General features: G+C 37.6%; 10 protein-coding genes. 3 read left to right on the forward strand and 7 right to left on the reverse strand.

Annotated features, from left to right (window positions below; all coding sequences use genetic code 11):
- On the forward strand, positions 1-438 hold a 438-nt coding region (locus tag GCCT14_RS02965), incomplete at its 5' end, for a hypothetical protein (RefSeq protein WP_157952538.1).
- On the opposite strand, the gene dnaX is transcribed toward GCCT14_RS02965, so the two are convergent.
- The 7 genes from dnaX to GCCT14_RS03000 all read right to left on the reverse strand — a co-directional run bounded on the left by dnaX (position 422) and on the right by GCCT14_RS03000 (position 6,311).
- Entirely contained in the window at positions 422-1,852 is a 1,431-nt protein-coding gene (dnaX, locus tag GCCT14_RS02970; RefSeq protein WP_108624178.1) for a DNA polymerase III subunit gamma/tau, read from the reverse strand. The two genes, GCCT14_RS02965 and dnaX, sit on opposite strands and share 17 nt — an antisense overlap.
- A 356-nt stretch (positions 1,853-2,208) precedes the next feature.
- Positions 2,209-3,285 carry a tRNA 2-thiouridine(34) synthase MnmA gene (gene mnmA, locus GCCT14_RS02975; RefSeq protein WP_108624179.1) on the reverse strand — a complete coding sequence of 359 codons (1,077 nt, stop codon included), beginning with the start codon at positions 3,283-3,285 and terminating at the stop codon, positions 2,209-2,211.
- A gap of 5 nt (positions 3,286-3,290) precedes the next feature.
- Positions 3,291-4,487, reverse strand: coding sequence for a hemolysin family protein (locus tag GCCT14_RS02980; RefSeq protein ID WP_157952539.1), 1,197 nt, complete (start codon positions 4,485-4,487; stop codon positions 3,291-3,293).
- Between the two features lie 93 nt (positions 4,488-4,580).
- On the reverse strand, positions 4,581-5,096 hold the full coding sequence (gene ybeY / locus GCCT14_RS02985; protein ID WP_108624181.1) for an rRNA maturation RNase YbeY: 516 nt from the start codon (positions 5,094-5,096) through the stop codon (positions 4,581-4,583).
- A 12-nt stretch (positions 5,097-5,108) separates the two neighbouring features.
- Positions 5,109-5,273: a small basic protein gene (locus tag GCCT14_RS02990; protein WP_108624182.1), complete on the reverse strand. Its 165-nt coding sequence runs from the start codon at positions 5,271-5,273 to the stop codon at positions 5,109-5,111.
- Positions 5,274-5,288: 15 nt separating this feature from the next.
- Positions 5,289-5,471 (reverse strand): hypothetical protein, encoded by a 183-nt coding sequence (locus GCCT14_RS02995; protein ID WP_108624183.1) that lies wholly within the window; start codon positions 5,469-5,471, stop codon positions 5,289-5,291.
- An 81-nt stretch (positions 5,472-5,552) separates the two neighbouring features.
- Complete coding sequence (locus GCCT14_RS03000) at positions 5,553-6,311, reverse strand: hypothetical protein (RefSeq protein WP_108624184.1); 759 nt, start codon at positions 6,309-6,311, stop codon at positions 5,553-5,555.
- Positions 6,312-6,440: 129 nt separating this feature from the next.
- Between GCCT14_RS03000 and GCCT14_RS03005 the strand changes: the two genes are divergently transcribed.
- Positions 6,441-7,364 carry a DNA polymerase III subunit delta gene (locus GCCT14_RS03005; protein WP_108624185.1) on the forward strand — a complete coding sequence of 308 codons (924 nt, stop codon included), beginning with the start codon at positions 6,441-6,443 and terminating at the stop codon, positions 7,362-7,364.
- An 86-nt stretch (positions 7,365-7,450) separates the two neighbouring features.
- On the forward strand, positions 7,451-7,825 hold the full coding sequence (locus GCCT14_RS03010; protein WP_108624186.1) for a beta/alpha barrel domain-containing protein: 375 nt from the start codon (positions 7,451-7,453) through the stop codon (positions 7,823-7,825).
- Positions 7,826-7,832 lie beyond the last annotated feature (7 nt).

Genomic DNA, 7,832 nt, shown 5'->3' on the forward strand with positions numbered 1-7,832 from the left:
GAGAAAAGTCAAGCTGAGTTACTATACGAACAAATCAAACAATTTTTAAAAATGGCTAAGGATGCTGGTAAAGATCTTAAAACATGTCTAGCGCTATCACCCGGAACTTTTTTTGTAGAGCTAACTTGGCAGGTTGATCTTCACAACATGTTATATTTTATACGCAAAAGGCAAAGATCAAACTCACCAGAGTTGAAAGAATATTTAGAATGCCTTCTTGTGTATCTAAAAGCAGTGGCTCCTTGCTGCTATTCTGCTTTTACAGAGTATGTCTTAAAAGGGAAGTTTCTAAACGAAGAGAGTGTTGTTTCAATATCCAATCAATTGAAATTGTTACCCAGAAACTCAATCTTGGAAGAGGCAAAAAAAACTGGTATGTCTCCAGGAGAAATTCAAGAATTTTTCAACAAACTAAAACTTCCTACTGAACGTTCGTGAAATTTATTGAGTTTGTTTCTTTTATAAAAAATTGAATCATGTTGTCTATTCTTGCGTTCTTTCGTTTTTCGTTTATTTCGATTGATTCATTCACTACTTGTCGAGGCAATGAGTTTCGTTCTTTCGGTTGATTGTCTGCTTTTTCTTCCACTACTTCCATTTTTTCTAATGTTTGCAACACGTCAGATAATTCAACTGCAGAATTCAATTGAGAAAGCTCTACCAACAATGTTCTAAAAATAATTTGTGGAGAAAAATCCAAAAGTGGAATTACTTCTTTGATCTTAGAAAGAATTTGTGAAAGCTTATTCGCGGTAAAACGAGCATTTAACTGAATGAAACGATCTGCTTCTCCTTCAGACATGTTTGTGAGCATGGATCTATCTTTGAAAGAAAGAAAAAATGCATGATTTTGGTAATGACGGGACAAATCCCTGAGAAGAACATTTCCATCCTGACTTTGGTGAAAGAGTTGTTCTCCAATAGAAAATAGGCTCTGGAGCTCCTCATCCAAAAAAGCTTTATCGAAATCTAGAAGAAGAGATTGTTCTGGCGCACCCAAAATAAATGTAGTTTGCTGAACTGACAGATGTTTTTCTTCAGAAAAAGCAAAAATTTGCTCCAAAATTGACTCTGAGTCTCTAAGGCTTCCTTCTGACCTTTCCGCAATAAGGAATGGTATCTGAGTATCGTATGTCATTTGATTTGCATCGAGCAAACGTGAGATCTTTTGAGCAATAATTTCATTAGGTATTCTTTTTAAATACAACTGTAAACAACGACTAGTAATAGTCTTTGGGACTTTTTGCAAATCCGTAGTTGCTAGTATGAAGACAATGTGTGAAGGAGGTTCTTCAAGAGTTTTCAGAAGAGCGTTGAACGCCTCTTTGGTTAGCATGTGTACTTCATCAATTATGTATACACGGAACCCACCTTGATCTGGGGCATATTGACATGTTTCAATCAGAGACCTAACATCATCGATTCCTCTGTGAGATGCTCCATCTATTTCGACAACTTGTAAGCTGGAACCTTGCTGAATTTCAGTACAAGTCGAACAACAATTACATGGCTCCCCATTAGGACTAACCTGAGAACAATTGAGGGCTTTAGCGAAAATCCTAGCAAGAGAAGTTTTTCCAGACCCTCTTGTCCCAGACAATATATAGGCTGGTGCAGTTTTAGATTGACATACAGTCTTTCTTAAAATTTCTACTGGAATTTCCTGTCCCAAAACATTGCAAAACAGTTGTGGCCTCCATCTTCTACTCAAACTTGTTTTGCTACACTCATTATCCTTTTTTGAAAAAGAAGTCATCTCCATATCCTTATCTATCTTCACAAGATTTCTCAGAGAAAGATAAATCAGAGAAGTTGCAATTGCATTAGTAAAGCAATTCTCATTCTCTTTCACAAACTCTCCGATATTCAATCTTTCAATTGAAACTATCGATAGGTTTGTACCAAGAAATCATAAACTCTGGATTTTTTCCACATTTCCTGCGCTAACTTGGATCTAAATAACTGGTAATAGCATGTAAAGTCTCACACACATGAGTTTATTTTTATAACACTTAGACAGACAGGTTGTTGTCTTTTTATAAATGACAAGTAGTTCTTTATGAGAATAAATATTAATACAGATAGAACAACGATTAATGTCGATTGGGCAACATGTCTACTGAAGACATATCAAAAAGCTATTAAAGAGAGTGAAAGTAATTTGTTATGTTTCTGTGGTAAAATTTTGACTTTCACCGAGATGGTGTTTCAATAATTATGTTTATCAGAAATAATTTCGCGAATTATCCCTCCACCTAGGCATTCAATCCCTCGATAAAAGACGGCTGATTGTCCAGGTGTAACTGCTCTAACTGGAGTGTCAAGGATCACCTCTATCTCGTCTAAAAATAAAATTACACGACACGATACTTCAACAGATCTATAACGGACTTTCACACTGCACAAAAAAGGGAATGAAGGTGTTTGGGAAATCCAATTAACATTTTGAATGCGAAAACAACTGGCAAAAAGCCAAGGGTGGTCGAACCCTTGTACGACCCACAAAGTATTGGTGTCGACATCCTTTCTTGCAACGAACCAAGCTGATCCTTTCCCTCCTATGCGAAGACCTTTTCTTTGTCCAATCGTAAATAGATGGAGGCCATGATGCTCTCCCATTATGTTACCTTCCGAAGAAATAATAAGTCCTTTTTTAGTAGGAATGTAATGTGATATAAACTCTCTGAATTTTTTATTTTCGACAAAACAGATACCTACACTGTCTTTCTTTGCAAAATTCATCAATCCAACAGATTTTGCTATGGATCGCACTTCACTCTTTTTTAAATCACCAACTGGGAAAGTAACTTTTGCAAGAGATGTAGAATCGACAGCATGCAGGAAATAACTTTGATCTTTGTTTACGTCCGAACCTTTGAGAAGTCGCGCTCTACCAAATTCATCTCTAATTAAACGGCAATAGTGTCCAGTTGCAAGAAATTCTCCGCCCATAGCTAAGGCTCTTTCTAAGAGAAGACGAAATTTAATATGTTGATTGCAAGATATATCTGGATTTGGTGTTAACCCTTGTCTTAACTTTTCTAAAAAGTTATCAAATACATATTTAAGAAATTCTTTCTTCAAATCTATCGTGTAGTACGGGATGGACAAGACATGACAAACAGAAACTACATCTTCTAAATCTTTTTTTGCCTGACAACCAACAAAATCATCCTCCCATCCAGCAACAAAAAGACCCACAACGTCATATCCTTCCTCTTTGAGGAGCGCAGCAGATAGGGAAGAGTCGATCCCTCCAGACATTGCAACAAATACACGACTCATAAGAGCTAGTCTCGAGTAAGTTTTTGGTTCCTGTGGATGTATATCTTTACTCTTTCCACGCTGCGATCGTTGCTTGAAACAATATCAATGTCGAACATATCGTGACAGATTTTGAATCCAGCCTTAGGAATAATTCCAGTTACAAAAAAGATGTACCCATTAAGACTCTCATAATCTGAATGCCTGGGGATAGAAATTTCCAATTTCTCCTCGACTAGATAAAGGCTTGTTTTTGCATCTGTTAAGTAACTTCCATCTGAACAAAGAACAATTTCTTCCTCTTCCTCTTCATCGTACTCATCACTGATATCTCCAACTAGCTCCTCCAAGACATCCTCAATCGTGATAACCCCTGAAGTTCCACCGTATTCATCTACAACAACTGCCAGATGAGCTTGGCGAATTCTAAATTCTTGTAACATCTTTCCAAGAGAAATAGTTTCTGGAATAAAAAATGGGCTTTTCCCAAGAGAGGAAACAGGAGAATCAAGAAGGGAAGGGTCATCTCTCGCGTCAAGAAAAGATTGAAATAGATCGCGCGACATTAAAACACCAACGATGTGGTCAATAGAATCTTGGAATATAGGCGTTCTCGTATATCCTTCATCAAGCCAAAGCTCAAGTGCTTCAGAGATGGTAGCGCTACCAGGAATTGCAACAACTTTGACCCTTGGAACCATCACTTCTCTTACAATGCGATCATGGTACCGTAGAACGCCCCTCAAAAGAGTTTGACTCGTTGGATCGTCTAATCCTGTCTCATTTGCTTCGTGGATAACATCACGCATTTTATCTCTGAAATCCTCCAATCTATTTCTTGAAGGATTTCTTTTTTTCAAAAACAACCAAGTAAGAAATGCACTGATTGGAGAAAGTATAGAAAGAACAAAAGATGAGAACAGAGCAAAGTATTTTTGAAGATGTAGGGAATCATTAACCGCTATCCAACGAGGCAAAATCTCCCAAAATATCTGAAGAATGAGAGTAGAAAGAATTACGTAAAAAAAAGAAAATGACCCTTCCTGTGAAATACACCATATTCCAATAGAAAGGCTGCAAAAGTGGCGTAAAATTTGTGAAGATACAAGCAGATTAAATCCCAACGGACAAATCTGTGAGCCAAATATCTTAGCCAAAAGATGTTTATAAAAGAAAAATCTACCAAGATTTGCTAGATTTGATTTGATTTTGTAACGATACATTCTCGACAAATTCAAACTAAGCGACGAAACAACAAAGCAAGAGAATGACAAAGACAAAATGACCGTAGCAAGTTTGAAAGATAGCAAAAAAATTTACCTCGCTAAATTACAAAAACAAGATAGATCATCCATAATTGTTCCAACATCAATCTTTGGATTCAACGTGAAACCTTTAGAAAGCAGCAAAGAAACAATATTTTCTTGTTTAGCGTACATCTCTCTTTCTCCCTCGTTGGACTGGTCTTCAAACCCAACCAAATGAAGAATTCCATGTACCAAATAAAGCATCACCTCATCGTAAGGATCCAATCCATTAATTGAACTGTACTCAATTGCGGTTCTCGGACACACGAAAATCTCACCTAAAAAAGAAACCCTAAAAGGAGGTCGTTCATTGTCATGAAAAGGGAAAGAAATACAGTCTGTCGGAGATGTATCTTGAAAAAATCGATCATGCAACTGACAAATCGACTCTGCGTCAGTGAAATAAATGGTAAGATGAGATGCGGAAACCTTCAACGATTTCAAAACCAAACTCACTAACTCCGTGAGCCTTCTTAGAGATAAGAACAAATCCTTTTGAGAGTTTTCCACGGTGATAAGGAGCATAAAACGTCTTGCTTAATCAACCGAAATCAAAGGAGTTTTAGGAAGACCTGTGACGCTAGACTTGTTTTCCTCCCATTTGCCCAACTTTCGCAAAATGGCAATCCTCTCCCATCTCGTGAAAACGCTCCTTTTCTGCGACGCTCTGCTTTTCTTTCCGTAACTACGATGTTTAGACACAACCTACCTCTCTAGCTAAGATAATTTCGAAATCTTTCCAACGAAAATGTTTAAACCAGAACTCTCTGGGACAGCACTACTCACTTTACGAAACGAACTAGTACAGGAAGTGTCTACGGGATCCTTTTTCACCAAACGAACTCGCCTCCTTCTTGGAGAACAAGAACGATCTCTCATCTTTTTGCTTCTTCTAGTCATCTTACGCCTACCCAAGCTACCCCAAATACGTCTCGATAAGAATATCGGGATTAGAAATAAATAGGTATATCGCTTCCAAATTTATTCACATCCTTCTTCATGATCTTCTATTGACCTAACACTTGCCAATCTTTTCAATTTTTTGACTTTTTTACTTCTATCTTTACTATCAGTTCTTGGAAACAGTTGACAAACGCAAAAAGAAATCCAAGGGAAAGGCTCATCAATATGGATTTCATTGCTTCTCCTTTTTCTTTTCTTCTTGCCAATGTAAACATCTGTACATTCTTTCCGCTTGTTCTCGCTATCAGACAGTGTTCTCTTTTGCTTTAAGCGAAGGAAAACGTTCTGAATTTTCAATATGGTGGATGAACTTGTGCAATTTGGGTCACTATGAACCATTTTTTTTCTAATCTGTGTTACTAATGTCGGAAAGAAAGAAGACTTGCGATACTGCTCAAAAATGGGAACCATTTTGCTTAGTATGGCATTTATTCTGTAGGAGGTTCTTTTTAAAGTTTTTCTAATCTCTAGTTCAGTGATGAAATCCCGTTCCTCTACTATTGGTGAAAGGAGTCGCGTTAAGTCGAGTTCAGATGGAGGCTCTCTTTCCCATTGCTTTAAATTTTCCGTAGGAAAGTGAATAGGAAACCACTGATTGTGTTCCGTGTTTGTAAGTATAATATCTAGATCTTCAGGACAGTTTTTATGATTTAGTTCATTCTTATCGCAAGAAGCCAGAGGTATCAAGTAGTTCACTTCTTGAAGGAAAACTTCGTAATCTCCATTTTTCTGATGGGGCGAGCCTGATCTGTTGGTCTGGTCTTTGGGTAGGGTCATAAGTGCTTTACTTATTTGTGATGTGAAGGAAATGTTTATCAAGTGAGAATGGTTAGGGCGCGTGCCACAGAGAAATCTCCTCACATTGTGCTTGGTAAATGAAGAATCTCAGATGTTCTGGGGCGTGCTATGGAAGTAACGAGGGGCAAATGGAGAACTGTCTTTGGGCAATTATGTGATTTTTTTTCTGACTGGCAATTTGCCACGCAAAATGAAAGAAGCCCCAAAACTTTTTTTGTCTTAGCAACTGAGAATTCGGAAGAGATCTCGTTCTTTTTACGAAAGATGCGTTCGTTTGGTCACATTTTAAAGTTAGACATTTCGAAAGAATTTCGACAAATTGGGGGAGCGCCAGACCTATTGTTCGATTCTAATTTGAGAGTGTCGGCCTATTTCATTGACATAAAAAATTCATCTGACTTTGATCCCAACCTAACAAAAACACACATGGACAATGAGAGAGACACTCAATCTGCACATATAATTGTCGGATCTCCTAAGCCATTGAATGAATATCTTTCCATGTGTAAGTACAGGTGCTTAGATTGGAGTGGAACCAATAGTCAAAAAATTAAAGATCGCTATTTAGGGTTGGTTTATTTTTTGGCACAAGAAAAAGGTTTGGATCTTAACCAAGAACAAGCGAAGCTGCTTGCGTATCACTTTAGGAATGACCCATACGGTCTTGAGAATGAATTGATTAAATTTTCTTTGGGATTCCAAGAGATATCTCCATCACTAGATGTTTCTGGTGATGTCTGGGACCTGTTCAGGAAGATTGAAAAGAGAGATTGGAGAGGAGCTCTCGATTCGATTAACTGCATAGAGAATCATCAAAATGTAGCAATTCGATGGATGGTTGTTTTAAGAAATCATCTAAGCTCTCTTTTGACTATGCAACTGTCCAGTGGATCGTTGACTTCAGAAAATGATTATTCAAAAGAAAAGAAGAATCAGCTAGCTCGATTGTCACTTAAGAAAATTTGGCAAATCAAAATTGTTATTAATGGTTTGCTCTCTTGGATCGGCCGAAAGTGCCGTGAGGTTAGGTGAAGCATCACCAAAGGAAGCGTTGCAAGCTTGGTTATTGAATTTGATTGAGTCGTAGCATTCTGAAAAAAAAGTAGATTAGGTCCTTAATGAAAAGCGTTGTAAGGTCCAATTTGACAACTAGAATCGAAGTTTCTCTCTTGAATGCTCCTCTGGGCAATCTCCACGAGCTTTGCCAGATGTTAGAGAAATTCGGAGCGGATGGATTGCATCTTGATTTAATGGATGGACATTTTGTGGAACATCTGTCTTTCGGAATTCACTTCGTGCAACAAATTAGATCTTTTTGCAAATTGCCTATTCACGTCCATTTGATGACTTTGAATCCGGAGAAATATTTTTTTGACTTGTTGCAATCTGGAGTCAATGCCGTTTCATTTCATTGCGAAGCTGTCAATAAAGGCCTGAGTAGGCTTGTTTCCTTTCTTAGATGCTTCCATGATATCACCCTGACTTTTTACTAATCTGTGA

The sequence above is a fragment of the Candidatus Similichlamydia epinepheli genome, assembly GCF_003056015.1.

What these genes read in the sequence shown, in the direction of transcription:
- mnmA (WP_108624179.1), bottom strand. Translation starts at nt 3,285, where the DNA reads ATGAGTCGTGTATTTGTTGCAATGTCTGGAGGGATCGACTCTTCCCTA.
- GCCT14_RS02980 (WP_157952539.1), bottom strand. Translation starts at nt 4,487, where the DNA reads ATGTATCGTTACAAAATCAAATCAAATCTAGCAAATCTTGGTAGATTT.
- GCCT14_RS03005 (WP_108624185.1), top strand. Translation starts at nt 6,441, where the DNA reads ATGGAAGTAACGAGGGGCAAATGGAGAACTGTCTTTGGGCAATTATGT.
- GCCT14_RS02995 (WP_108624183.1), bottom strand. Translation starts at nt 5,471, where the DNA reads ATGACTAGAAGAAGCAAAAAGATGAGAGATCGTTCTTGTTCTCCAAGA.
- GCCT14_RS03000 (WP_108624184.1), bottom strand. Translation starts at nt 6,311, where the DNA reads ATGACCCTACCCAAAGACCAGACCAACAGATCAGGCTCGCCCCATCAG.
- ybeY (WP_108624181.1), bottom strand. Translation starts at nt 5,096, where the DNA reads ATGCTCCTTATCACCGTGGAAAACTCTCAAAAGGATTTGTTCTTATCT.
- GCCT14_RS03010 (WP_108624186.1), top strand. Translation starts at nt 7,451, where the DNA reads ATGAAAAGCGTTGTAAGGTCCAATTTGACAACTAGAATCGAAGTTTCT.